The organism is Streptococcus sp. HMSC065C01 (genome assembly GCF_001813525.1).
In the GTDB taxonomy this organism is placed as follows: domain Bacteria; phylum Bacillota; class Bacilli; order Lactobacillales; family Streptococcaceae; genus Streptococcus; species Streptococcus parasanguinis_V.
Window position 1 is genome coordinate 1 of record NZ_KV812835.1, and the last position, 311, is coordinate 311.

Annotated in this window: 1 pseudogene; it reads left to right on the forward strand. The window is 42.4% G+C overall.

The features are described from left to right. Nucleotides 1-311: pseudogene (locus HMPREF2918_RS02475) on the forward strand (hypothetical protein); the annotation flags it as partial.

Genomic DNA, 311 nt, shown 5'->3' on the forward strand with positions numbered 1-311 from the left:
GTAGGCTTTGAGGCTAAGGATTATGTTATTAAAGAATTGACTGCTCCGGCAGGATACCAACTTTCAAACGTTTCAATCACTGTTTCTGCGGCAGAGTTAACTGCTGCGACAGATTTGGTAGTTGATAAGGGTAATGTGGTGAATAAACCATTTACTGCTATTCCACCAACACCACCAGTTGTTGAAAAACCTGAGTTGAAACTTTACAATATTCAATTGCATAAGGTGAATCTAGTCGGTCAAGACCTTGCAGGAGCTGTCTTTGGACTCTTTGAAGCAGATGGTGTGACCCCAGTTGCCAACCCATATGG